The 21741-nt window shown below is 64.6% G+C and carries 26 protein-coding genes; 15 read left to right on the top strand and 11 right to left on the bottom strand.

All coding sequences use genetic code 11. The annotated features are described in order from the left end of the window. Nucleotides 1-447, top strand: coding sequence for a GNAT family N-acetyltransferase (locus tag B015_RS31395; RefSeq protein ID WP_018429899.1), 447 nt, complete (start codon nucleotides 1-3; stop codon nucleotides 445-447). Nucleotides 448-504: 57 nt separating this feature from the next. Here the strand turns inward: B015_RS31395 and B015_RS0122000 are convergent, their stop codons facing one another. Then, complete coding sequence (locus B015_RS0122000) at nucleotides 505-1734, bottom strand: MFS transporter (RefSeq protein ID WP_018429900.1); 1230 nt, start codon at nucleotides 1732-1734, stop codon at nucleotides 505-507. Between the two features lie 281 nt (nucleotides 1735-2015). Continuing rightward, nucleotides 2016-2489, bottom strand: a complete 474-nt coding sequence (locus B015_RS0122005) for a VOC family protein (protein WP_026227584.1) — start codon at nucleotides 2487-2489, stop codon at nucleotides 2016-2018. Nucleotides 2490-2983: 494 nt separating this feature from the next. On the opposite strand from B015_RS0122005, the gene B015_RS0122015 reads away from it, so the two are divergent. Then, the gene (locus B015_RS0122015) at nucleotides 2984-4177 is read left to right on the top strand and encodes a tetracycline resistance MFS efflux pump (RefSeq protein WP_018429903.1); all 1194 of its coding nucleotides are present in this window, start codon (nucleotides 2984-2986) and stop codon (nucleotides 4175-4177) included. 23 nt (nucleotides 4178-4200) lie between these two features. Here B015_RS0122015 and dmeF read toward each other — a convergent pair whose 3' ends face one another. Further along, nucleotides 4201-5193, bottom strand: coding sequence for a CDF family Co(II)/Ni(II) efflux transporter DmeF (dmeF, locus tag B015_RS31400; protein ID WP_157632807.1), 993 nt, complete (start codon nucleotides 5191-5193; stop codon nucleotides 4201-4203). After that, nucleotides 5190-5462, bottom strand: coding sequence for a metal/formaldehyde-sensitive transcriptional repressor (locus B015_RS0122025; RefSeq protein WP_018429906.1), 273 nt, complete (start codon nucleotides 5460-5462; stop codon nucleotides 5190-5192). The genes dmeF and B015_RS0122025 overlap by 4 nt, the downstream gene beginning before the upstream one ends. Before the next feature lie 184 nt (nucleotides 5463-5646). Between B015_RS0122025 and B015_RS0122030 the strand changes: the two genes are divergently transcribed. The 6 genes from B015_RS0122030 to B015_RS32275 all read left to right on the top strand — a co-directional run bounded on the left by B015_RS0122030 (nucleotide 5647) and on the right by B015_RS32275 (nucleotide 10407). After that, nucleotides 5647-6432 carry an SDR family oxidoreductase gene (locus B015_RS0122030; protein WP_018429907.1) on the top strand — a complete coding sequence of 262 codons (786 nt, stop codon included), beginning with the start codon at nucleotides 5647-5649 and terminating at the stop codon, nucleotides 6430-6432. 95 nt (nucleotides 6433-6527) lie between these two features. Continuing rightward, entirely contained in the window at nucleotides 6528-6698 is a 171-nt protein-coding gene (locus B015_RS33655; protein ID WP_018429908.1) for a hypothetical protein, read from the top strand. Between the two features lie 23 nt (nucleotides 6699-6721). Continuing rightward, on the top strand, nucleotides 6722-7306 hold the full coding sequence (locus tag B015_RS0122040) for a DJ-1/PfpI family protein (RefSeq protein ID WP_018429909.1): 585 nt from the start codon (nucleotides 6722-6724) through the stop codon (nucleotides 7304-7306). A gap of 217 nt (nucleotides 7307-7523) precedes the next feature. Beyond that, nucleotides 7524-8237, top strand: a complete 714-nt coding sequence (locus B015_RS0122045; protein ID WP_018429910.1) for a YafY family protein — start codon at nucleotides 7524-7526, stop codon at nucleotides 8235-8237. 149 nt (nucleotides 8238-8386) lie between these two features. Continuing rightward, nucleotides 8387-8812 carry a GFA family protein gene (locus tag B015_RS0122050; RefSeq protein WP_018429911.1) on the top strand — a complete coding sequence of 142 codons (426 nt, stop codon included), beginning with the start codon at nucleotides 8387-8389 and terminating at the stop codon, nucleotides 8810-8812. A 119-nt stretch (nucleotides 8813-8931) separates the two neighbouring features. Then, on the top strand, nucleotides 8932-10407 hold the full coding sequence (locus B015_RS32275; protein WP_018429912.1) for a serine hydrolase: 1476 nt from the start codon (nucleotides 8932-8934) through the stop codon (nucleotides 10405-10407). Between the two features lie 192 nt (nucleotides 10408-10599). On the opposite strand, the gene B015_RS0122060 is transcribed toward B015_RS32275, so the two are convergent. The 4 genes from B015_RS0122060 to B015_RS0122075 all read right to left on the bottom strand — a co-directional run bounded on the left by B015_RS0122060 (nucleotide 10600) and on the right by B015_RS0122075 (nucleotide 14553). Continuing rightward, on the bottom strand, nucleotides 10600-11301 hold the full coding sequence (locus tag B015_RS0122060; protein ID WP_018429913.1) for a DUF1013 domain-containing protein: 702 nt from the start codon (nucleotides 11299-11301) through the stop codon (nucleotides 10600-10602). Between the two features lie 323 nt (nucleotides 11302-11624). Then, nucleotides 11625-12113 (bottom strand): heme-binding protein, encoded by a 489-nt coding sequence (locus B015_RS0122065; RefSeq protein ID WP_018429914.1) that lies wholly within the window; start codon nucleotides 12111-12113, stop codon nucleotides 11625-11627. A gap of 191 nt (nucleotides 12114-12304) precedes the next feature. Beyond that, the gene (locus tag B015_RS0122070) at nucleotides 12305-12889 is read right to left on the bottom strand and encodes a response regulator (protein ID WP_018429915.1); all 585 of its coding nucleotides are present in this window, start codon (nucleotides 12887-12889) and stop codon (nucleotides 12305-12307) included. Further along, on the bottom strand, nucleotides 12886-14553 hold the full coding sequence (locus tag B015_RS0122075) for a HAMP domain-containing sensor histidine kinase (protein ID WP_018429916.1): 1668 nt from the start codon (nucleotides 14551-14553) through the stop codon (nucleotides 12886-12888). The genes B015_RS0122070 and B015_RS0122075 overlap by 4 nt, the downstream gene beginning before the upstream one ends. A 257-nt stretch (nucleotides 14554-14810) precedes the next feature. Between B015_RS0122075 and B015_RS0122080 the strand changes: the two genes are divergently transcribed. Next, nucleotides 14811-15611: a class I SAM-dependent methyltransferase gene (locus B015_RS0122080; RefSeq protein ID WP_018429917.1), complete on the top strand. Its 801-nt coding sequence runs from the start codon at nucleotides 14811-14813 to the stop codon at nucleotides 15609-15611. A gap of 14 nt (nucleotides 15612-15625) precedes the next feature. Here the strand turns inward: B015_RS0122080 and B015_RS0122085 are convergent, their stop codons facing one another. Continuing rightward, nucleotides 15626-16636 carry an NAD(P)H-quinone oxidoreductase gene (locus B015_RS0122085; protein WP_018429918.1) on the bottom strand — a complete coding sequence of 337 codons (1011 nt, stop codon included), beginning with the start codon at nucleotides 16634-16636 and terminating at the stop codon, nucleotides 15626-15628. Nucleotides 16637-16749: 113 nt separating this feature from the next. Between B015_RS0122085 and B015_RS0122090 the strand changes: the two genes are divergently transcribed. The 3 genes from B015_RS0122090 to B015_RS0122100 all read left to right on the top strand — a co-directional run bounded on the left by B015_RS0122090 (nucleotide 16750) and on the right by B015_RS0122100 (nucleotide 18632). After that, a complete protein-coding gene (locus B015_RS0122090) occupies nucleotides 16750-16944 on the top strand; it encodes a DUF1192 domain-containing protein (protein ID WP_018429919.1) in 195 nt (64 codons plus the stop codon). Nucleotides 16945-17023: 79 nt separating this feature from the next. Next, a complete protein-coding gene (locus tag B015_RS0122095; protein ID WP_018429920.1) occupies nucleotides 17024-18271 on the top strand; it encodes an MFS transporter in 1248 nt (415 codons plus the stop codon). A 97-nt stretch (nucleotides 18272-18368) separates the two neighbouring features. Next, nucleotides 18369-18632, top strand: a complete 264-nt coding sequence (locus B015_RS0122100) for a metalloregulator ArsR/SmtB family transcription factor (RefSeq protein WP_026227585.1) — start codon at nucleotides 18369-18371, stop codon at nucleotides 18630-18632. Nucleotides 18633-18841: 209 nt separating this feature from the next. Here B015_RS0122100 and B015_RS0122105 read toward each other — a convergent pair whose 3' ends face one another. Beyond that, nucleotides 18842-19021, bottom strand: a complete 180-nt coding sequence (locus tag B015_RS0122105) for a YdcH family protein (protein ID WP_018429922.1) — start codon at nucleotides 19019-19021, stop codon at nucleotides 18842-18844. Between the two features lie 237 nt (nucleotides 19022-19258). Here B015_RS0122105 and B015_RS0122110 point away from each other — a divergent pair, with 237 nt between their 5' ends. From B015_RS0122110 to B015_RS0122120, 3 genes are all read left to right on the top strand, one after another. Next, nucleotides 19259-19462 (top strand): DUF465 domain-containing protein, encoded by a 204-nt coding sequence (locus tag B015_RS0122110; RefSeq protein WP_018429923.1) that lies wholly within the window; start codon nucleotides 19259-19261, stop codon nucleotides 19460-19462. Between the two features lie 249 nt (nucleotides 19463-19711). Next, a complete protein-coding gene (purE, locus tag B015_RS0122115; protein ID WP_018429924.1) occupies nucleotides 19712-20218 on the top strand; it encodes a 5-(carboxyamino)imidazole ribonucleotide mutase in 507 nt (168 codons plus the stop codon). Beyond that, complete coding sequence (locus tag B015_RS0122120) at nucleotides 20164-21300, top strand: 5-(carboxyamino)imidazole ribonucleotide synthase (protein WP_081623519.1); 1137 nt, start codon at nucleotides 20164-20166, stop codon at nucleotides 21298-21300. Before purE ends, B015_RS0122120 begins: the two co-directional genes overlap by 55 nt. Before the next feature lie 26 nt (nucleotides 21301-21326). On the opposite strand, the gene B015_RS0122125 is transcribed toward B015_RS0122120, so the two are convergent. After that, nucleotides 21327-21698, bottom strand: a complete 372-nt coding sequence (locus B015_RS0122125) for a hypothetical protein (RefSeq protein WP_018429926.1) — start codon at nucleotides 21696-21698, stop codon at nucleotides 21327-21329. Nucleotides 21699-21741: the final 43 nt, after the last annotated feature.

Raw genomic sequence — 21741 nt, forward strand, 5'->3', positions numbered from 1 at the left:
ATGATCGTCATCCGGCGCGCTCGGGTCGAGGACAGGGACGCCCTCGGCGCGCTCAAGCTGCGGTCTTCGCTGGCCTGGGGAGACCATGTCGAGGAATTGCAGGCAATGCCGGAGGCGAGCGAAGTTCCGGCCGCGCACCTGCCGCATGTCGTGGTAGCCGAACTGGGCGGAGAGACCATCGGCTTCGTGACTGTCCTTGCCGGCAAAAATGCCGCCCGAGCTGAACTGGAAGATCTCTTCGTCGCGCCGGAAGCATGGCGGAAAGGGATTGGCAGTTTGCTCGTCGCCGAAGCCGAGCGCCGCGCCAAGGCGCTCGGAGCGCAAACGCTCGACGTCGTTGCCGGACAGCGGGCGCGCCCGTTCTACGAGGCCTCAGGCTTCCGCTTTGCCGGGACCGTGCAGACCGACATCGCACCCGCTGTCCGGTTGCGAAAGGATCTTCCCTAGCTCAACGATCGGTTCCTGGTGGCCCCTCACCCGCCCTTGGCAAAGCGCGCCCACGCCTCATGCGTTCGGGCGATCATCCCTGTCCAGCCAGGCCGCGATGACCGCCGCAAGCAGCGCCAGCAGTGCAGACGCCAGCATCGTCGTTGCAAGTGCTGCGATGGCGCCATGCCCCTCAAAGAACAGGCCAGCGAGCGACACGACGAGTGCACCGCCGCCAATGGACATGGCCGCCGACAGGCCGGCGGCTGTTCCGGGCAAGTCCTGCCGAATTGACATCACGCCCATGTTGGCCGTGGGCATCGTCAATCCGTTGCCCACGCCGATGAACATGCAAGGCACGAAGAACGCCAGCGGGTGGGATGCGGCAATCGCCGCCAGTCCGAGACAGGCCAGCAGTCCCAGACATGTCAGCGTCCGAGCCAGGACAAGGATCCGGCCTCGGGCAAACCTTGCGCCGATACGCCCGGCCAGAAAGCTGCCGCAAATGAAGCCGGCAGGGACCAGCCCCATATACAGTCCGAGCACCGCGCTCGATCCGCCGATGGCCAGCGGAGCACCGGCAAGGAAGATGTACAACGTTCCCATCGAGAACGTCATGCACAGCACATAGGCCCAGAATCTTGCGCTGCGCAGAAGCAGCTTGTACGCGCCGAGATATCCAGATCGATCAGCCACTGCAGGCCTTTCCCGCAACCCATGCCCGGGTAGCAGGAGAACAAAAAGACCGGCAGCGGCGAGGCCAAGGAAGATCGACCGCCAGCCGAACAACGCGTCCAAAGTGCCGCCGAGTGTCGGACCGACCATCGGCGCGATCGCCCACACCATGGCAGCATAGCCCATCCGGCTGGCCCCGGTCTCGGCGCTCGACGTCGACTTGATCCCGACAAGCGCCACCGAAAAGCAGGCAGCAATGGCCGCCTGTGCGGCACGGCACAGCAGGAACGTGGTGATGTCGGTCGCAACCGCACATCCAACAGACGCCGCGACGAAAAGCGAGATCGACACCCGTGCCACCGGCGGCCGTCCGAAGCGATCAAGAAGGCCGCCGGAGATCAGCCCGACAAAGGCGGTGACGAATGCATATCCTGCGACGGCGAGGTTGATGACGGAAGCATCGGCCCCGAACTCCCGAGCGATGTTGGGCAGCGAGGGAGCGATGATGTTGACCGGCAGCACCGAGAGCGCCGACAGCGCCACGAACATCGCAAAGGTCGATGACCCGGCCTCAGCAGTCGTTCCTGGCAGCGCAACAAGGCTCGGCGTGGGCTTGGGTTCCTGGTGATCCATCGCAAGGTCTTTCGTCCGGGGGAACTGCACCGCGGACGCGATCGTCTGGCGGCGGGCACAAAAAAGGCCCCGCGAGGAGCCTGTTTGCCGCGCATGGGTGCTTTCGCCCGGTGGTTACGCCACCTTGCCCATGCGCTTTCCTACCACGATAAGACGCGAGATCATGCTCATGCCGAAATTCATACGGACCAACTATTGGCTGGTCAACGGGAATGGTTGCCAGCCATGTCCGCCCTGCCGGTCGCGCCGGCAGGGCGCACTGCGGCTATCAGGCCGACTTGTCACCCGCGCCGGGCCGCCTCGATCGCGGCGACATCGATCTTCTTCATGTCCATCATCGCTGCAAAGGCGCGCTTGGCCTCACCGCCGCCGGCAGCCATGGCCTCGGTCAGCACGCGCGGCGTGATCTGCCAGTTGACGCCCCACTTGTCCTTGCACCAGCCGCAGGCGCTTTCTCGCCCGCCATTGCCGACGATGGCGTTCCAGTAGCGGTCGGTCTCCTCCTGGTCGTCGGTGGCGATCTGGAACGAAAAAGCCTCGTCGTGCTCGAAGGCGGGCCCGCCATTGAGGCCGAGGCAGGGGATGCCTGCGACAGTGAATTCGACCGTCAGCACGTCGCCTTCCTTGCCCGAGGGATAGTCGCCCGGCGCGCGATGGACGGCATGTACCTTACTGTTGGGGAACACCGTTGCGTAGAAACGCGCCGCGGCTTCTGCGTCCTTGTCGTACCACAGGCAGATCGTGTTCTTGGCGATGGCCATGTCTGATCCTTTCCTCGTTGATCTCAGCCGCAGGCCCAACGCATCAGCGTCTCAGGCGTTCCGAACTGGACGGGCACCCGCCACGGCCGGTTGCTGGATCGGGCCGGGCGACGCCAGGAACTATGCGGCCCGCGCGGCAGCTTTGTCGAGCCAGGCCGCGATCACTGCTGCCAACAGCGCCAGCAGGGCCGACGCAGGCGCGGCAGCTACGATGAAGCGGTGCAGGAGCCGAGCCCTCTTGCCGGGCGACATCACCTGGCGTAAACAGCGTTGTCGCGAAAAGCGACCGCTTCCCTTGATCCGCTCAGTGGCGGAGTAAACAGGTGGACGAATAGTCGTCCAGGCGGTCAAGCATAAGCACCCATGCCGTTTCGAGCGTGGGTCGCCAGCGTCTCCCGAAAATCATCCCGCCTGATATCGATCAGGCCCGTTGCGAGCAGCCATCGGCGCGAGGCGCTGTTGTACGCTTGCGTTCATTGGAGTCCGCCATGAGCAGACCGCTCATCGTCATCTATGTTGCCATTGTCCTTGATGCCGTCGGCATAGGCCTGATCTTCCCGATCCTGCCCGCGCTGTTGCGCGACGTCACGCATGCCGACAATGTCGCCGTCTATATCGGCGTCATGACCGCGCTTTACGCAGCCATGCAGTTCGTCTTCGCACCGGTTCTCGGTTCGCTGAGCGACCGGCTCGGCCGCCGGCCGGTGCTGCTGATCTCGCTCGCGGGTGCAGCCGTCAACTACCTGTTCCTGGCCTTTGCCCCGAGCCTCTGGATGCTGCTGCTCGGCCGCGCCGTCGCCGGCCTCACCAGCGCCAACATCTCGGTGGCCACCGCCTACATCACCGACATCTCGCCCAAGGAACAGCGAGCCCGCCGCTTCGGCCTGTTCAACGCCATGTTCGGCGTCGGCTTCATCATCGGGCCGGTGCTGGGCGGTGTGCTCGGCGACCATTGGCTGCGCCTGCCCTTCATCGCCGCCGCTGCGCTCAACGCCTGCAATCTCCTGCTGGCTTTCTTCGTCCTGCCGGAGTCGCGAACGCCCAGCCGCGAAAAGATCGACCTCGCCGCCCTCAATCCGCTCAAGCCACTGCGCTGGGTGTTTTCGGTGAAGAGCCTCTTGCCGGTCATCTTCGTGTTCTTCGTCTTCAGCGCCACCGGCGAGGCCTACGGCACCTCCTGGGCTCTGTGGGGCAGCGATACGTTCAACTGGAACGGCCTCTGGATCGGCCTGTCGCTCGGCGCGTTCGGCGTCTGCCAGGCCCTCGCCCAGGCCTTTCTTCCCGGACCGGCGGTGAAGCTGCTCGGCGAGCGGGCCACCATCCTGATCGGCATCGCCTGCGCCTGCGCCGCACTGGTGGTCATGGCTTTTGCCACAGACGGCTGGATGATTTTTGCCATCATGCCGGTCTTTGCCCTTGGCGGCATCGGCGTGCCGGCGCTGCAGTCGCTTGCCACCCGTCAGGTCGATGAAAGCCAACAAGGCCAGTTCCAGGGCGTGCTGGCGTCTGCCCTGAGCCTGGCCTCGATCGCAGCACCGCTCGCCTTCTCCAGCATCTACCTCGCGGTTAGGACTCAATGGCCCGGGGCGATCTGGCTCTCGGTCGTCGCCGTCTACGCGCTCAGCGTGCCGTTTATCCTCGGTTTGAGGTTCAAGGAGCCCGCAGTGGTTCCAGCAACCTAGCGTGCCCGACTGGAAGCTGTTCGCTAGGCCGGCTGCACCTCGATGGTCACATGCGACAGGTCGTGGATATGGGCGAGCTTCGACTTGTAGGTCTCGGGCGTCGCCGGCGCGCTCGACTTGAGCGCCACGATCGCCGCATGGTGGCCCGGGCCGACCTGCCAGACATGCAGGTCGGTGATCACGTCCTTGTCGGTCTGCACCGCGTCGCGGATCTCGTCGGGCAGGTCCTCGCCTGACGGGACATAATCGACCAGCACACGACCGGCGTCGCGGATCAGCGTCCACGACCAGCGGGCGATGACAAGCGCACCGACGATACCCATCAGCGGGTCGATCCAGCGCAGGCCATAGATCGCGCCCATGACCAGTGCGAAGATGGCAAGCACCGAGGTCAGCGCATCGGCCAGCACATGCATATAAGCTGCACGCAAATTGTTGTCATGACCATGACCATGGGCATGGCCGTGGTCATGTGCGTCGTGGCCGCCGTCATGCAGCAACCAGGCGCTGGCGAGATTCACCGCAAGGCCGACCATCGCGATGATGGCCGCCTCGCGGAAATTGATCGCCACCGGGTTCATCAGGCGGACGCCACTCTCCCAGCCAATGTAGATCGCCACGATCGCCAGGATCACCGCGCTGGCAAAGGCGGCGAGATCGCCGACCTTGCCGGTGCCGAAGGTGAAGCGCGGATTGTGCGCCTGCCGGCGTGCAAAGACATAGGCGAGTGCTGCGATCAGCATCGCTGCCGCGTGCGTCGACATGTGCCAACCATCGGCCACCAGCGCCATCGAGCCATAGATCGTACCGGCAACGATCTCGACGACCATCATGACCGCTGTCAGCGCGATGACGAACATCGTGCGACGCGCAATGCGGTCGTGGCGCTCGCCGAGGAAGACGTGACTGTGCGCCGCCTCGAACGCGCGGCGATGCCCATGCCCGTGATGATCATGATCGTGATGGGCGTGCTCGCCATGGGAATGGCCGTGGCCGTGCGGATGATTGTTGCTCATTTCAAGTAGGTCCTGATGACGTCGATCAGTTCGTCGCCGCCGCGCTGGCGTTCGGCGGCGTCGGTGGGTTGAAGCACGTGGTCGCGGATGTGGTCTTCCATGAGCTCGGCAGTCAGACCGCCGACGGCACCCCGCACCGAGGCGACGAGCTGCAGCACGTCGGCGCAGCCGAGTTCGGCCTCCAGCGCGCGCTCCACAGCTTCGACCTGGCCCTTGATGCGCCTGACACGGGCGAGCAGCTTGGCCTTTTCCTTGACGACATGCGACATCGCTACCTCACATAATATAGGGGGGTACCCTATATCCTGCGGCGAACGTTGGCAACCAGCATCGATCTCAGCCCTATCAGGCGAGCCCGCTCCCGCACCTGCGTCGCCCCGAGGCCACCCGTTGACCTCAGCCCCGCTTCCCGCCACTGTCCGCCTCCCCAATGGCGGCTGCAGGGAGTGCATCATGAAGCTCGACGGCAAGACGGCGATCGTGACGGGTGCAGCCAAGGGCATCGGTTTTGCCATCGCCGAGCGCTTCCTGCGCGAGGGCGCGCGCGTGGTCATCGCCGACCTCCAGCAGGACGATGGCTCCGCCGCCGAGGCCGAACTGGAGAAGCTCGGCAAGGCGCTGTTCGTCCGCGCCGACGTCGCCAAGCGCCTCGACGTCCACAATCTCGTCGCTGCCTCGCTGGACGCCTTCGGCGACGTCGACATCCTGGTCAACAACGCCGGCATCGACCATAAAGCCGACTTTCTTGACCTCGCCGAGGCCGATTTCGACCGCGTGCTGTCGGTCAATCTCAAGGGCTCGTTCCTCGCCGGCCAGGCCGTGGCGCGTTTCATGGTCGAGAAGGTCAAGTCCGGCGGCGCGCCCGGCGCCATCGTCAACATGTCCTCTGTCAATTCGGTCGTCGCCATCCCCGACCAGGTGCCCTATGCCGTGTCCAAGGGCGGCGTCTCCCAACTCACCACCGTCATGGCGCTGGCGCTCGCGCCTTGGGGCATCCGTGTCAACGCCATCGGCCCCGGCTCCATCGCCACCGACATGATGGCCCGCGGCATCGCCGATCCGGCAGCCCGCAGCCGCGTGCTGTCGCGCACCCCGCTCGGCCGCCTGGGCGAGCCGGAGGAGATCGCCTCGGTCGCCGCGTTCCTGGCGTCCGACGACGCCGGCTACATCACCGGCCAGACGATTTTCGCCGACGGCGGCCGCCTCGCGCTCAACTACACGGTGCCGGTGAAGCCATGAAAACAAAAGACGAACAGGCATCCGCCAACTCCTGACAGACTGCTGTCAGGAGGGGTGTGAGATACTCCTCCCGTTCAAGAAATGGAGGATTTGTCATGCCCAGCTTCACGCCCGATCTGTTCCGCTCCGTCAGGCATTATGCCGGCAAGCTCAGGACCATCCACAATGAGATCCGCACCGAACGTTTCATGAATTCGTTGCCGGAAGACATCCGCAAGGACATCGGTTGGCCCGACCGCTTCGCGCGGCGCAACGACTACAACTGACAAGGCCACAACGGGGAAAGACCATGACCAAGACCATTGGACTGCTGTTCATCGAAGGATATGCCGACTGGGAATATGGCCTGCTGGCTGCCTCGGCGGTCGAATGGTTCGGGCTGCGCGTGGTGTCGCTGTCGCCGCATGTCTCGCCGCTGACCTCCATCGGCGGTCTCAAGCTCATCGCGATGCGCAGCGCCGACCCTGTTGACAACACCGACCTCGACGCCATCGCCGTCATCGGCTCCGACGGCTGGACCAGCAAGGATGCACCCGATGTCTCGGCCATCCTCCATGCGGTCAGGACGCGGGGCGGCGTTGTCGGCGGCATCTGCGGCGGCACGCTGCCGCTCGCCCGCGCCGGCCTGTTTGAAGGTGTCTCCCACACCTCCAACGGCCGCGACTGGATTCTTGGCCACGAACCCGCCTATGCCGGCGCATCGCGCTACAGCGACGTGCTCCATGCGGTTGCCGATGGCAGGATCGTCTCCGCCCCCGGTTCGGCGCCCGGCACCTTCGCTGTCGCCTTTCTCGAAGCCCTTCTGCCTGAAAACAAAGAGCAATTCAGCCAGATGCGGACCATGTTCGCGCGCGAATATGCGCAAGCCTCCTGACAATATGCTGTCAGGAGCACTGTGCGATGATACAGTTGCATTGTCCCGCCATGGCCGCCTGACCCGCCCCAGTCAGGAATGACGCAATGGGACTGCCGGAATAACGCATCGCCTGAAGTCGCGGCGACCCAAGGGGTGACGATGTGCGGAAAATGACCTTGGACGTTATTGCGCTGCCATCGAGGACGCGCGACGTCCCGGATTTCGAGGGATTTTCATGAGACGGGCCGACAGGCTTTTCCAGATCGTGCAGCATCTTCGCGGCGGCCGCCTGGTCACCGCGCAGAAGCTTGGTGCCTGGCTCGAGGTGTCCGAGCGCACGATCTATCGCGATATCGCCGACCTGCAGTCGACGGGTGTGCCGATCGATGGCGAGGCCGGCGTGGGCTACATGATGAGGGAGGGTTTCGACCTTCCGCCGCTTATGTTCACGCGCGATGAAATCGTTGCCCTTGTCGCCGGCGCCCGCATGGTCCGCGCCTTCGGCGGTGCTGCCATGGCGAGGGCCGCCGACGAGGCTTTGGTCAAGATCGGTGCTGTCCTGCCCGACCAGGAAAAGGATCGCATCGCCCGCACCGAGATTCACACCCCGATGTGGGTGGTCTCCGATGCCGACCGCGAGGCCATCGACCTGATCGAGCGCGCGGTCGAGAAGCGCCAGGTGCTCAGCCTCGACTACAATGACGAGGCAGGCCGCGGCTCGGCCCGCGACGTGCGCCCGCTCGGCCTGTGGTTCTGGGGCAAGGTCTGGACGCTGATCGCCTGGTGCGAGATGCGCAACGACTTCCGCGCCTTCCGCATCGACCGCATCTCGACCGTCACCTCCGCCGGCCGCAGCTTCAAGCCCGAACGCGGCAAACTGCTGGTCGACTATTATCGCAGCGTCGAACGCAGCGAGACCTTCGACAGCGACCGCAGCTCCCGGGTCTAGCCGGGCTTTCCCTTCACCTCCCAAGTCAAGCCCGGCCCCGTGCCGGGCTCTTTTTTTGCCCTGGCACAAGGGACCGGCGTCCGCGCCGTCTTGATCCGGCTGAAACGAACGCTCATTGGATGGTCAGTATCCAGTGAAGGACTTCGCCAATGAACATGGACCTCAAGGAAATCGACGGTGCCTGCCATTGCGGCACGGTGCGTCTGCGCGTGCGCCTGTCGAACGGCCTCAACTCGGCCCGCCGCTGCACCTGCTCCTATTGCCGGATGAAGGGCGCGGTCGCCGTCTCCGCCGATCTCGGCGGCGTCGATGTCGTGGCAGGCGCAGAGGCGCTCACCGTCTACCAGTTCAACACCATGTCGGCGAAGCATCACTTCTGCTCGAAATGCGGCATCTACACCCACCATCAGCGCCGCTCGGACCCCAACCAGTATGGCGTCAACGCCGCCATCCTCGCAGGGGTCAGCCCATTCGATTTCACCGAGCTGCCGGTCATGGACGGCATCAACCATCCGTCCGACAATGGTGGCGGCCCGCGCGTCGCCGGAACGCTGAAGTTCATCCCCGCCGGCTAGAGAGCCAGAAACGGTAGCGAGGTCGGAGGCAGCCCCGCCGCAATGCTCTCGCAATCTGTTCCGGTCAAAGGCTTTTCGAAAGATCCGTTCGGAAAGTCCTGCCCGGAGACAGCAACGCCATGCACTCTCGAAGAAAACCGTCCGCCCTCAAGGGCGCCCTTGTTGTCGCGACCGCCATTGCCTCCGTCGCCGCCTTTGCCGGGGGGCTGCTCTACATCGACAAGCTGATCGGCGGCCCGCTGCTTTCGGCCGCCACACCTGCATTGGCGAGCAGCACCGGTGACGGCAGCTTCCCTGCCGATGCCGACATCCTGAACATCCTCAAGAGACGCATCGACGACCAGGCCCAGAGCGTCGGCATTGTCGTCGGCACGATCGGCCCGGAGGGGCGCAATATCCTGGCGCATGGCCGGTTCAGCGCCGCGGACCAGCGTCCGGTCGACGGCAACACGCTTTATGAGATCGGTTCGATCACCAAGCTGTTCACCGCCCTTGTCCTTGCCGACATGGATGCACGCGGCGAACTCAGGCTCGACGACCCACTGGCCAGGCATCTGCCGTCAGGCGTCTCTGTGCCTAGCAAATTCGGCGCGGAAATCACTCTTGCCGACCTCGCGACGCATCGCTCCGGCCTGCCGTCGATCCCAGAGACGATGGCGCCCACTGATGACGCCAATCCCTATGCCGACTACACCACGGCCCAGCTCTACGGGTTCCTCTCGTCCTACACACTGCCGCGCGCCATCGGCGCCAAATACGAATACTCCAACATCGGCTTCGGCCTGCTCGGCGACGCGCTCGCCCATAGGGCCGGCGTCGACTACGCCACACTGGTCAGGCAGCGCATCACAAGCCCGCTGGGCATGAACAGCACCGTGATTGCGCTATCGCCAGAGCTCAAGGCGCGCATGGCGGGCGGCCACAATAGCTGGCTCGAACCCGTGCCCAACTGGGACCTGCCGGCCCTTGAGGGCGCCGGCGCCCTGCGTTCCTCGGCCAACGACATGCTGAACTTCCTGGAAATGGCGATCGAACCCGACAAGAGGCCCCTTGCAGCGGCCCTCGCCAGCTCGCTGGTGCCGCGCAACGACGTCATCGGCGGCAGCAGGATCGGGCTCGCCTGGATGCTGACCGACACACCCAATGGTCAGGTCGTCTGGCACAATGGCGGTACCGGCGGCTTCAGCACCTTCATCGGTTTCAACCCCAAGACCAAGGCCGGCGTGGTTGTGCTGTCCAACTCGGACGCTGGCGTCAACGACATCGGCATGCACCTGCTCGACGCCGCAATCCCCCTCGACGATCCAAAACCCAGACCCAAACAGGTGTCGGTCGATGCGTCGCTGTTCGACGGCTATGTCGGCCGCTACGCTGCCATGCAAGGCCTTGTCTTCACCATCAGCCGCGATGGCGACAAGCTCTACGCCCAACTGACCGGCCAGCCCCGGCTGCGCCTGTTCCCCGAGAGCGAGCGCCGCTTCTTCTACAAGGAAGTCGATGCGGCGATCACCTTTGCGGCAGGCGACGGCTCTGCCCCAAGCCTCACCCTGCACCAGTCCGGCAAGGATCTCCCAGCCGTCCGCGTCCAGGAGTAGCGGCAGTTCGAAGCCGGGACGCCATCCAACCTGCTCCCGCAAGAAACAAAAAAGGCCCCGCATTGCGGGGCCTTTTCATGAGCAGCCTGGAGCATTCCAGCAAAAGTGCGCAGCGATTTTCCATCAGGAATTGCGAAAAACAACGACATAGAGGGGTTCCGCGATTCGAAGGAAAGCGGAAACGCTCTGGGCTCAGAACTTGTCTTCGTCTTCGTCCTCGGGCTCCTTCGACTTGAGCGCCGAAAGCTTGGCGAAGACGGCATTGGCGTCGAGTTCCTGGTCCTCGTCCTTCGGCGCCATGGCCGCGGGCGTCAGGCGCTCGGTCAGCGAGGCCGGCAGCAGGGTGTCGCCGACAGGCGCCGGGGCTTCGCGGCCGCGCGAAGCGCGCTGCACTTCGATGTCGAGGTCGATCTGCGAGCACAGGCCGAGCGCAACCGGGTCCATCGGCGTCAGCTGGGCGATGTTCCAGTGCTTGCGCTCGCGGATCTGCTCGATCGTCGCCTTGGTCGTGCCGACCAGACGCGAAATCTGCGCGTCCTTGAGCTCGGGATGGTTCTTCACCAGCCAGTAGATGGCATTCGGGCGATCCTGGCGCTTCGACAGCGGCGTGTAGCGCGGGCCCTTGCGCTTGGTCTCGGGCACGCGGACCTTGGGATCCGACAGCTTGAGGCGGTGGTTGATGTCGCCCTCGCCCTTGGCAATCTCGGCGCGCGTAAGCTGGCCGGTCATGACAGGGTCCATGCCCTTGATGCCCTGCGCCGATTCGCCGTCGGCAATCGCCTTCACCTCGAGCGGGTGCAGCGAGCAGAACTGCGCGATCTGGTCGAACGACAGCGCGGTGTTGTCGACCAGCCAGACGGCGGTCGCCTTGGGCATAAGCAGCGTATTGGCCATGCGATATATCCTCTTCGCTCGCCCGCGTCCCTCACGCGGGCGGTGGTCAGACCACCAGAAAATGGGAAATTCGGGCTGTATATAGACGTATTCGCCCTGCTCCGCAACGATTTTGGGCAGAATGGCCAATTGCCCACAAACAGCCTGCCGCAACGCGCGCGCTGTCTCTCAAAACGCCTCTCCACGACAAAAGCCCCGCCTCCGGAAACTCCGAAAGCGGGGCTTTTTGTATCGGCCCGAAAACCGGTTTTGGCTTTCGGGACAGGCAGGCCAGGCCCACCGGCCGGACCTGATACCGGCGAGCCTGGTTCAATCGAAGCTGCTTACTTCAGCTTGTCGGCAACGGCCTCGATCGCCTTGACCGCGCAGGCCTCGTCGAAATTGCCGCCGGGCGCGCCGCCGACGCCGATGGCGCCGATGACCGCATCACCCGCCTTGATCGGCATGCCACCTGCGAGCACCAGGAAACCCTTGATGTCGACCAGGCCGGCCGCACCCGGGTTCTTCTGCACGTTCTCGGCCATCTTCGAGGTCGGCGTGCGCGACGAGGCCGAGGTGAAGGCCTTGTCCTGGGCGGCGGAAACGGTGTGGGTGCCGGCATTGTCGGCGCGGACCAGCGCGCGCAGCACACCCGCACGGTCGACCACGGCGGCGGTCACATTGTACTTGTCGGCGGCACATGCCTGGACGGCGGCCTGGGCGATCTCGACGGCGAGGCTCGACGAGATGTTCTTCTCGGTCAGAACCTGGGCGGAAGCGGCGCCGGTGACGGCGACAGTGGTAACGGCTGCAAGGAGGATGTTCTTGATCATGACTGGGTTCCTGTCCTGATGTTTTCTCGGGAGAAAGCGTTTCGCTTGTCCGGACAGAGAACTACCCGCATCGCACCGCAGGCTGAATCCGCGATGCCACCACCTGGCCTAGGTAGGATTACCTACTGCTGCGACCGCCAAGGGCATGACCCCAAAAAGTGGAGGCCGGCTTTCAGAAGGGGTCATGTCCACTAGGAGATCAGCGCCAGCCGCACCTGCTCGGCCACCGAACTGGTGCCCAGCTTCTCGGCGATCTTCGCCCGGTGCGCGTCGATGGTGCGGGCCGAGACTTCGAGTGCTACGGCGATTTCCTTGCTCGCCCAGCCGCGCGCCACCATGTCGAGCACCTCGCGCTCGCGCTCCGTGAGTTTTGCCAGAAGAGCGCGCGCCTCGCGTTTCTCCAGCCCGGCATCGAGGCTCAAAAACCCCTGCTGCAGCGCATCGACCAGCACCTCGCCGTCGACCGGCTTGGTCAAAAAATCCTGGATGCCAGCCTTGAAGGCGCGTCGGCAGGCCGCGACATCGCCATGCCCAGTGATCATGATCGTCGGCCAGTCGATTCCACGCTCGCCCAACTTCTGGTGCAGTTGCTGCCCAGACACCAAGGGCATGCGCAAATCCACCACCAGCACGCCCGGCTTGTTCTCATCGACATGCGCGAGAAACGTTTGCGGATCGCCAAAAGTCTCCGCCACAATCCCATAGGTCGAGAGCAGGAAGGCCAGCGCCTCGCGCACCGCCTCGTCGTCGTCGACCAGATAGACCCTATGCGTCATCCGTTGCTCTCCGTGGCCGACGCTCCGCCGCTCCTTGCCAACGGCAAACTCACCGTGAACCGCGCTCCCCGCGCCCCGTTCTCCGCCGCGATCCGCCCGTCCACGCGTTCCACCAGCGATGCGCACAAGGACAGTCCCAGCCCCATCCCGTCGGCTTTGGTGGTGAAGAACGGCGTGAACAGTTTTGGCAGCACCTCGGCAGGGATCCCCGGTCCGTCGTCGCTGACGACAACCTTCGCCTCGCGCCCAGCCCGCCCAGTGGCGATCGTCACCACCCCGCCCGACCCCGTCGCCTCCGCCGCATTGCGGATCAGATTGTGCAGCACCTGTTCCATCTCGATGGCATCGACCACCGCCTCAGGCGCGGGCTCGCCAAGCTCCAGCACCAGCGCCACCCCGCGTCGCTCGAGATCGGTGCGGGTCAGCGCCACCACCTCGGCGACGATGGCATTCAGGTCCTGCAGTGCCCGCTCGGGCGCCTTGTTGGAGGCATAATCGCGCATCCGCTTCAGCATCTCGCCAGCGCGCTTGGCTTCGCGCACATTGACGTCGAGCGCCTGCGAAATCATCGCCATGTCGGGCCTATCCGCCCGCGACAGCCGGAGCGCCGCCTGGCTGCGGCTGAGAAGTGCGGTCAGCGGCTGCGTCAGCTCATGCGCGATGCCCGACGCCAGCTCGCCCATGGCATTGACGCGCGAGGCGTGCGCAAGACGCGTCTCCCGCTCCTGAACGTAGAGCCGCTCCTCGGCCTCGCGCGCCGCAAGCTCGGAGCGCTTCACCTCAGCCCGCTGCCCGAGCCCAAAGCTCAAGGCCGCAGCCAACAAGCCCGCCACCACGGCAAAGCCCAAGAACCGCCCCGGCGGTACCAGCGCCGCCAACGGCAACGACCGGTCGAGCGACAACAATAGCCGTTGCCCCTCGCCGTCGATCACCTTCTCGAAATGTGGCGGCACAAGCCACGACACCCCAGGCCCAACCGACGCCTCGGCCGGCAAATCCACCAGCTCGTCGCCATCAAGGCTGATCCTGAGATGCGCAAAATCAGGCCGCTCCTCCGGCTCCACAAGCTTCGCCGCATCGATCATCAGCACCACCGCGTGGTCGGAAGGCTCCGGCGCGCGCTTGGCCAGGAGATAGCGCCCCGCGCCAGCGGCATAAACACTCGGCCTGCCCCTCACCTGCGCGGCGATGTTTCCTCCCAGGGGCGCCAGATCGACGCCACCGCCTGGTGGCACATCCACCGCCTCGCGCACCGCAACGCCCGAAGCGGTGACGCCGGCTGGCTGCGATGCCTCCAAACCGCCGGGTACGGCCGATCCCTGCTCCGCGCCTGCGGCACCACTCGCCACTCCATCCGGCTCAAGCGAAACCAGCGCCAACCAGGTAATGCGCGGATAAAACCGCGAAATGCTCTCCATCACCTGCCGTACGGCTCCGTCGGACGCAGGCTCGGCCCCGCTCGACAAGGCGATCAGCGTGGTCAGATGCGCATCATGCTGCGCCACCCGCTGCGAGATCAGCCGGTGCAAGGTCCGCCCCGTCACCTCCAGCTCGTCCGCCATCCGCGTCCGCGACGTCTCCACCGACACGGCGATGAAAGCCGCCAGTGCGGCCAGCCAAAGCGAGAGAGAGAGGATGCGGGGATTGGAGAGGGGTGAGATCACGTGGGACGAACGCTGAGCCTGAATTTGGTGTCACCATAATCGCGGACCAGTCAGAAGGGAACGGCGTGTCGGCTCAACGAAAAGGCTCTCCTCGTCAAGCTGTGCAGACTCCAGCGCCAAAGGCCAGTCCCTGAAAACTGCCATTGGTGCGCAGAATGGTCATTCGCGAACCAAGCCCGCATAGAGCGGACTTGGCCAACAGACCTTCCCATCTCCCACACCCCGGCCTACCATGCCTCCAGGCATAGGAGGCTTCGATGGCATCAAGCTTCAACGTGCAGGACGCGGCCGGCTATGAGCAGCTGATGGGCCGCTGGAGCCGAAAGCTCGCGGTTCCGTTCATCGATTTTGCCGGGCTTGCCGATGGCGAAAAGGTGCTCGACGTCGGCTGCGGCACCGGCAGTCTGACCTTCGCGCTGGCCAAGGCTGCAAACCTCAGCGCAATCACGGCAATCGACTTCTCGCCGGTCTTTGTTGCCGCAGCACAGGCGCGCAACTCAGATCCGCGCATAAACATCAGCCAGGCCGATGCCTGCGCGCTGCCCTTTGACGACAACGACTTCGACCGTGCGCTGGCGCTTTTGGTGCTGCATTTCGTGCCAGAGGCGCCCAGAGCGATCGCGGAGATGGCCAGGGTGACGCGGCCGGGCGGCGTGGTCGCGGCCACTGTGTGGGACCACTATGGCGGCATGCCCGGCATGCGCATGGTGGTCGACACCCTTGCCACACAAAGCGAAGCCGGCCGGCAGTTGCGCGCCCGCTATTGCTTCCAGCCGATGATGCAGCCGGGCGAGATGAAGGCGGCCTTCGCAGCGCAGGGACTGTCAGGCGTCGAGGAAACGCAGCTTTTGCAGCGCATGGACTATGCCGACTTCGCCGATCTCTGGGCGCCCATCGGCGCGGGCGAAGGCCCGATCGGCAAGTTTGTCGCCACGCTCGACCAAGCGGACAAGGCGCGTACGGAGGCGGCCGTACGGGATGCCTATGAGGCCGGTCGGCCCGACGGCCCGCGCTCCTTCGCCAACATCGCCTGGGCCGTGCGCGGCACCGTCAGCTGAGGCATGGGGAAGCCTCACCCCACATCGAGCACGATCTTGCCGATGTGCTCCCCCTCTTCCATGCGCTCATGCGCGCGCCAGGCTTCCTTGAGCGGGAAGATCATGTCCATGACCGGGGCAACGCGGCGGACAGCGAGCAGCGGCCAGACCTGGGCCTCGAGCGCTGCAGCGATTGCGCCCTTGAACTCGGTGGTGCGCGGCCTGAGTGTCGAGCCGGTATGGGTCAGGCGCTTGACCATCAGCTTGGAGAAATCGGTGCTTGCCACCGCCCCGCCCTGCGTCGCGATCTGGACGATGCGGCCGTCGACGGCGGCGGCATTGTAGTTGCGGCCGACATAGTCGCCGCCGACCATGTCGAGGATGACGTTGGCGCCCTTGCCGTCGGTGGCTTCCTTCACCGCCTGGACGAAATCCTCGTTCTTGTAGTTGATCGCCCGGTCGGCTCCGAGCTTGAGGCAGGCAGCGCACTTGTCGTCCGAACCGGCAGTGACGATCACATAGGCGCCGAAGGCCGAGGCAAGCTGGATCGCAGTGGTGCCGATGCCCGACGAACCGCCATGAACCAGCAGCGTCTCGCCGGCCTTGAGCGCACCGCGTTCGAACACATTGTGCCAGACGGTGAAGAAGGTCTCGGGCACCGCCGCTGCTTCCGTGTAGGTGAAGCCCGCCGGCAGCGGCAGCGCGTTGGTCTCATGCACCCTGGCATATTCGGCATAACCTCCGCCAGGGGTCAGGGCGCAGACCTGGTCTCCGATGCGCCAGCGACTGACACCGTCGCCAAGCGCTGCCACCTCGCCCGCGACCTCGAGACCCGGCAGGTCGGAGGCGCCTGAAGGTGCGGGATAGGCGCCCTTGCGCTGCTGCACGTCGGGCCGGTTGACGCCGGCTGCATGCACGCGGATCAGGATCTCGCCGGTGCCCAGTTCCGGCAGGTCGCGCTTTTCCGCCTTGAGCACGCGCGGTCCGCCCGGTTGCGTGATCGCCACCGCGAGCATTTTCGCCGGAAGTTTGGCAGCGTTGGCCATCTCTGTCGTTCTCCGTTCCGTCCGGCCTGAACCGGCATTTGCATGTCCTTGCCCGCACTATGTATTCTCATTGGCAAATCAGGCAAACGCCTGTCCGAGGATGGAGACATCGAATGGCGCTGTTCGACGACGACCCCAAGAAGAAGCCCCTTGCCCACGAGATCGGCCAGGACCTATCGCTGCTTTCGGTCGGCGAACTGAACGAGCGTATTGCCCTGCTGCGCAGCGAGATCGCGCGGCTCGAGGCCGAGCTTGGGGTCAAGGGCTCGACCAAATCGGCAGCCGAGGCGCTGTTCAAGCGCAACTGACATCCAGTCGTCGCCGAAAAGCCCCAAAGGGGCGGTCTTCACGACCTGGCGCTCTATTGATTCTTGGTGGGACAGTTCGATGCTCGCAACCTACAGGCCGATCCTTTCGCTGCTTCGCGGCACAGCTTTCCTGCTGGCAGCGTCCGGGCTGCATGGCCTTCTTCTGCCGCTTCGCGGCCAGGAGGAGGGTTTTTCCACCACGGCACTCGGCCTGATGGGAACCGCCTGGGCCGGCGGTTTTGTTGCCGGTTGCTATTTCGCTCCGCGCGTCGTGCGCCGCGCCGGCCATGTCCGTGCCTTCGGCACCTTCGCGGCGTCGGCGGCGATCGTCGCCCTGCTGACCGGGCTGATCGTCAATGAATATGTCTGGATCTTCCTGCGCGCCTTCACCGGCTTCGTCATGGCCGGCGCTTTCATGGTGATCGAGAGCTGGCTCAACGAGCGCGCCACCAACGAGAACCGCGGCACCGTCTTCGGCCTCTACATGATGGTGACCTACGCCTCGATCATGGCCGGCCAGATGATGGTCGCCGGCGGCGACGTCAAAAACGCGTCGTTGTTCATGGTGACAGGCATATTGTTCTGCCTGTCGCTGATCCCGACAGCGGTCTCCAGCGCCGCCCACCCCAAGCCGCTGCAGGACGTATCACTCGACCTCAAGGGGCTCTATGCCAATTCGCCCGTAGCCTCCGTCGCCTGCTTCCTGATCGGCGTGGCCAATGGCGATTGGGGCACACTCGGCGCCGTCTACGGCGCCCGCGTCGGCATCTCGACACCGGAGATCGCCCTGATGATGAGCCTCGTCGTCATCGCAGGTGCCGCGCTCCAGATCCCGGTCGGCAAGATTTCCGACAGGACCGATCGCCGCTACGTGCTGATCGGCGCCTCGCTTGCCTCGGCTGTCGCCGCTGTGCTGATCTTCCTGGTGGCGCCGCGTTCCGGCCCGTTCGTCATCGCCATGACAGCCTGCTATGGCGCCTTCGCCTACACGCTCTATTCGCTGGCGGTGGCGCATGCCAACGACCACGCCAAGCCCGAGGACTTCGTCAAGGTTTCGGGCGGTCTGCTGCTGCTCTACGGCTTCGGCACCATGGTCGGCCCGCTGCTCGGCGCCTGGCTGATGGATGCGCTCAGGCCAGAGGCGCTGTTCCTCGCCACAGCCGCCGCGCATTTCGGCCTCGCCGGCTACACCGCGCTCCGCATCAGGCGCCGCGCAGCGGTGCCGATCGAAGAGCGCGAGGCCTTCAAGACCACGCCGGCCGACCGCGCCGCAACACCTGAATCGCTGCGCCTCGACCCCCGCCAGAAGGCCGACGCCGACGCATGATGGCCGGCCTCGGCCAGCATCGTGCGAGCGCCCGCGAGCAGCGGCGGAACTTCGACTCATGGTTGAGATTTCGGACATGTTGCGGCACAAAGGAGCCATGAAAGCTGACGACTCCTTCCTGGCCATTGCCGACGCCAACCGGCGCCATCTGCTGGAGGAATTGCGTCGCGGTCCGAAAACAGTCAGCGAACTCGCAGCCGGCCTGCCGGTGTCGCGCCCGGCGGTCTCGCAACATCTGAAAGTGCTGCTCGATGCCGGATTGGTCAGCGCCCGCGCCGACGGCACAAAGCGCGTCTATGCTGTCAGCACCGACGGCTTCAGGAAGCTCAACATCTGGCTTGATCAGTTCTGGAACGCCTGACCGACGCCTGTGGTGGCCCCGGCCGCAGCAATTTGTCAGAAAACAGCGACTTTGCGCTACATCACATCAGTCAGGCCCAAAGGCCTCGCCCTGAATCGACCCGTTGCAAGTATGTCAGCCACTGGTCCCGGCGGCAGTAGATTCCGCCGCCGGCTGACTGATCCGCATGGGTTCATGCGCACCTATGAAAAAGATGAATTCGACGACCTTTAGTGCTGGGTCGGCTTTCCTTTCAATTTCTCAATCTCGTCCTTGAGGGCCAGCTTGCGACGCTTCAGCGCGACGATCAACAGGTCGTCCACGGATGGATGGTTCATCGCTTCGTCGATCTGACGAGAGACATCGCCATGCTTCCGCTGAAGCTCTTCAAGATGGGATACAAGAGACATGAATGGTGCTCCCTTTCATGGTTTCCTCGATGCACCGCACGCGAACCCGCCCACCGCAGACGTGGCTCTGTGACGGAACCGTGACAGTTTGCCACCAGCCACCAGCAATGTCGAATAAAGTGTGGTAGCATTTCCTGACGAGGTGAAATGTGGTAAGGGCTTCGCGCCGGCGACAGGGAGTCGTCGACCCGCCTTCGGAGCGCCCCGGGTGCGCCAGTGAGTTTGCAGACGGTAGACATGTCGGAACAGGAAAAGGCCGAGATTCGTCTCGAGTTTGCACGCTTGAAGCAGGAACATGCTGATTTCGATGCCGCGATCAACGCGATGATCGCAACTGGCTGCGATCCGCTGCAGGTCCAGCGCATGAAAAAGAAGAAGCTGGTCCTCAAGGACAAGATCGCCCAGATCGAAGACCGGATCATTCCAGATATCATTGCCTGAGCAAGGCCACGCCTGACAGCGCGGTTGATTGTGAGCGGCCGGTTCGGGCCGTCGGGGAGCCGTGTCTGGTTTTCGGGCCGATACGTCAGAGCGCCATGCATCCGGGCGGACGCATAAAGGACGCTCTGACCTGTTTGTACTTGCGCATCGTGCTTTCCGAAAACCGTGTCCGGTTTTCGGGCCGATGCGTCCCAGTTTGGTTGCGGTCGACGCGCATTTCCGCTAAGCGCAGGCCTTGCAAAAGCAGGGATGCCGCGCGTGAGCAAAGACAAAGTCGACGTCGCCATCATCATGGGCAGCCAGTCCGACTGGGCGACCATGCGCCATGCGGCCGAATTGCTCGAAGTGCTCGGCATTGGCTTCGAGGCGCGCATCGTCTCGGCCCACCGCACCCCCGACCGCCTCTATGAATTCGCCAAGGGCGCCAAGGCAGCAGGTTTCCGCGTCATCATCGCGGGCGCCGGCGGTGCCGCCCACCTACCCGGCATGACGGCTGCCATGACGTCGCTGCCAGTGTTTGGCGTGCCGGTCGAATCCAAGGCGCTGTCGGGGCAGGATTCGCTGCTTTCCATCGTCCAGATGCCTGCCGGCATTCCCGTTGGTACGCTTGCCATCGGCAAGGCCGGAGCCGCCAACGCGGCATTGCTTGCAGCGGCTGTCCTGGCGCTGTCAGACGATGCGCTTGCCACCAGGCTCGACGAATGGCGTGCCGCCCAGACCGCAAGGGTCGCAGAACAGCCGACGGACGACGCGTGACCGCCCCCCTTCCCCTCGGATCGACCATCGGCATCATCGGCGGCGGCCAGCTTGGCCGCATGCTGGCGATGGCCGCCGCCCGCCTCGGCTATCGCATTGTGGTGCTGGAGCCGCAGGTCGACTGCCCCGCGGCCCAGGTCGCCAACCGCCAGATCGTTGCCGCCTATGACGATCCGGCGGCGCTGGACGAACTGGCCCGCTCGAGTGCCGTCGTCACCTACGAGTTCGAAAACGTCCCTGTCGTGGCTGCCGAGCACCTGTCGAAGACAGTCGCGGTCTATCCGCCGGCTCGGGCGCTGGAAGTGGCGCAGGACCGGCTGGTCGAAAAGACCTTCCTCAACGGGATCGGGATATCCACAGCCGATTTCCGCCCTGTGGAAAACGATAACGAACTGGCCGATGCCCTGAAGGCCTTCGGCGGCAACGGCATCCTCAAGACGCGCCGCATGGGCTATGACGGCAAGGGCCAGATGGTCTTCCGCAACATGGCTGCCGGCGGCTTCGACGGCGCCTGTGCCTCGCTCGGCAATGGCCAGCTGATACTCGAATCCTTCGTCGCCTTCGAGCGCGAGATGTCGGTGATCGCCGCGCGCGGCACCGACGGCAGCATTGCCGTCTACGACCCCGCCGAAAACGTCCACCGCAGCGGCATCCTTGCCAGTTCGACCGTGCCTGCCGGGATCAGCGAACAGACCGCCGAGGCTGCACGCGACGCGGCGCGAAAAATCCTGTCGGCGCTCGACTATGTCGGGATTATCGGCATCGAGTTCTTCGTCATGCCCGACGGCGCGCTGCTGGCCAACGAGATGGCGCCGCGCGTCCACAATTCCGGTCACTGGACGGAGGCGGCCTGCGTCATCTCCCAGTTCGAGCAGCACATGCGGGCGGTCGCCGGCCTGCCGCTCGGCAATGCCAACCGCCATTCCGACTGCGTCATGGAAAACCTGATCGGCGACGACATCGAGAAGGTGCAGGCACTGCTCGCCGAACCTGACGTCGCGGTCCATCTCTACGGCAAAGCGGAGGCCCGTCCCGGCCGCAAGATGGGCCACTTCACCCGCATTTCGCAAAGCCGGCGCTAACGCACTGGCTCGTCTCGCTGGCGCAATCAATCAGAAGACCGCTTCAGCGTGCCAAAAAAGCCGATGATGCGGGTGATCCGCCTCTGGTCCCCGTCGACAAAGGCGATGTCCAGGCCTTCTGGCAGGGTCGATCCGTCAGGCATGACGAATTTCCACGCAAAGCGCGCGACCCCGTGATGAACATCAACGTCGCTGGTGCGTAGGACACGGGCACCGGGATACCTGGCCTGAATTCCCGCGATATGCGCCAGCAGCTCTTCAGCGCCGTCGGCATGGGCCGACGGGTCCGTGTAGGTTGCGCCGTCGCCCCAGAGCGGCAGCAGCAACGCCCGCCGCTGCTCGGCGCTTTCAGTGGACCAGGCGGCGCAATATGTGTCGATGAGATGCGTCAGGGACATTCTGCTTCCTTCTTCTTATGACTTGTGGGCGTGAGGCTGGACG

The organism is Hoeflea sp. 108, from assembly GCF_000372965.1.
Lineage (GTDB): Bacteria > Pseudomonadota > Alphaproteobacteria > Rhizobiales > Rhizobiaceae > Aminobacter.

What these genes read in the sequence shown, in the direction of transcription:
- B015_RS31395 (WP_018429899.1), top strand. Translation starts at nt 1, where the DNA reads ATGATCGTCATCCGGCGCGCTCGGGTCGAGGACAGGGACGCCCTCGGC.
- B015_RS0122000 (WP_018429900.1), bottom strand. Translation starts at nt 1,734, where the DNA reads ATGGATCACCAGGAACCCAAGCCCACGCCGAGCCTTGTTGCGCTGCCA.
- B015_RS0122015 (WP_018429903.1), top strand. Translation starts at nt 2,984, where the DNA reads ATGAGCAGACCGCTCATCGTCATCTATGTTGCCATTGTCCTTGATGCC.
- dmeF (WP_157632807.1), bottom strand. Translation starts at nt 5,193, where the DNA reads ATGAGCAACAATCATCCGCACGGCCACGGCCATTCCCATGGCGAGCAC.
- B015_RS0122025 (WP_018429906.1), bottom strand. Translation starts at nt 5,462, where the DNA reads ATGTCGCATGTCGTCAAGGAAAAGGCCAAGCTGCTCGCCCGTGTCAGG.
- B015_RS0122030 (WP_018429907.1), top strand. Translation starts at nt 5,647, where the DNA reads ATGAAGCTCGACGGCAAGACGGCGATCGTGACGGGTGCAGCCAAGGGC.
- B015_RS33655 (WP_018429908.1), top strand. Translation starts at nt 6,528, where the DNA reads ATGCCCAGCTTCACGCCCGATCTGTTCCGCTCCGTCAGGCATTATGCC.
- B015_RS0122040 (WP_018429909.1), top strand. Translation starts at nt 6,722, where the DNA reads ATGACCAAGACCATTGGACTGCTGTTCATCGAAGGATATGCCGACTGG.
- B015_RS0122045 (WP_018429910.1), top strand. Translation starts at nt 7,524, where the DNA reads ATGAGACGGGCCGACAGGCTTTTCCAGATCGTGCAGCATCTTCGCGGC.
- B015_RS0122050 (WP_018429911.1), top strand. Translation starts at nt 8,387, where the DNA reads ATGAACATGGACCTCAAGGAAATCGACGGTGCCTGCCATTGCGGCACG.
- B015_RS32275 (WP_018429912.1), top strand. Translation starts at nt 8,932, where the DNA reads ATGCACTCTCGAAGAAAACCGTCCGCCCTCAAGGGCGCCCTTGTTGTC.
- B015_RS0122060 (WP_018429913.1), bottom strand. Translation starts at nt 11,301, where the DNA reads ATGGCCAATACGCTGCTTATGCCCAAGGCGACCGCCGTCTGGCTGGTC.
- B015_RS0122065 (WP_018429914.1), bottom strand. Translation starts at nt 12,113, where the DNA reads ATGATCAAGAACATCCTCCTTGCAGCCGTTACCACTGTCGCCGTCACC.
- B015_RS0122070 (WP_018429915.1), bottom strand. Translation starts at nt 12,889, where the DNA reads ATGACGCATAGGGTCTATCTGGTCGACGACGACGAGGCGGTGCGCGAG.
- B015_RS0122080 (WP_018429917.1), top strand. Translation starts at nt 14,811, where the DNA reads ATGGCATCAAGCTTCAACGTGCAGGACGCGGCCGGCTATGAGCAGCTG.
- B015_RS0122085 (WP_018429918.1), bottom strand. Translation starts at nt 16,636, where the DNA reads ATGGCCAACGCTGCCAAACTTCCGGCGAAAATGCTCGCGGTGGCGATC.
- B015_RS0122090 (WP_018429919.1), top strand. Translation starts at nt 16,750, where the DNA reads ATGGCGCTGTTCGACGACGACCCCAAGAAGAAGCCCCTTGCCCACGAG.
- B015_RS0122095 (WP_018429920.1), top strand. Translation starts at nt 17,024, where the DNA reads ATGCTCGCAACCTACAGGCCGATCCTTTCGCTGCTTCGCGGCACAGCT.
- B015_RS0122100 (WP_026227585.1), top strand. Translation starts at nt 18,369, where the DNA reads ATGAAAGCTGACGACTCCTTCCTGGCCATTGCCGACGCCAACCGGCGC.
- B015_RS0122105 (WP_018429922.1), bottom strand. Translation starts at nt 19,021, where the DNA reads ATGTCTCTTGTATCCCATCTTGAAGAGCTTCAGCGGAAGCATGGCGAT.
- B015_RS0122110 (WP_018429923.1), top strand. Translation starts at nt 19,259, where the DNA reads ATGTCGGAACAGGAAAAGGCCGAGATTCGTCTCGAGTTTGCACGCTTG.
- purE (WP_018429924.1), top strand. Translation starts at nt 19,712, where the DNA reads ATGCCGCGCGTGAGCAAAGACAAAGTCGACGTCGCCATCATCATGGGC.
- B015_RS0122120 (WP_081623519.1), top strand. Translation starts at nt 20,164, where the DNA reads ATGGCGTGCCGCCCAGACCGCAAGGGTCGCAGAACAGCCGACGGACGA.
- B015_RS0122125 (WP_018429926.1), bottom strand. Translation starts at nt 21,698, where the DNA reads ATGTCCCTGACGCATCTCATCGACACATATTGCGCCGCCTGGTCCACT.